Annotated in this window: 1 protein-coding gene; it reads left to right on the top strand. The window is 65.0% G+C overall.

The annotated features are described in order from the left end of the window. Nucleotides 1–274, top strand: a 274-nt coding sequence (locus R0J88_RS20025; protein WP_410900880.1) for a proton-conducting transporter membrane subunit, incomplete at both ends; no start/stop codon positions are given.

The following is a 274-nucleotide window of genomic DNA, read 5'->3' as shown; positions in this document are numbered from 1 at the left end:
CGCGCTACTACATGTCGCCACAGGACCCGGTGCCGCGTTTCTTCGCCTTCTTCCTGGCCTTCATGGGCGCCATGCTCGGCCTGGTCATTTCCGGCAACCTGATCCAGCTGGTGTTCTTCTGGGAACTCACCAGCCTGTTCTCCTTCCTGCTGATCGGCTACTGGCACCACCGCGCAGACGCCCGGCGTGGCGCCTACATGGCGCTCATGGTGACCGGCGCAGGTGGCTTGTGCCTGCTGGTGGGTGCCCTGCTGCTCGGCCATGTGGTCGGCAG

This window comes from Pseudoalteromonas sp. SIMBA_162 (assembly GCF_046535955.1).
Classification (GTDB): Bacteria; Pseudomonadota; Gammaproteobacteria; order Enterobacterales; family Alteromonadaceae; genus Pseudoalteromonas; species Pseudoalteromonas marina.
This window is presented reverse-complemented; position numbering and strand designations above follow the sequence as displayed.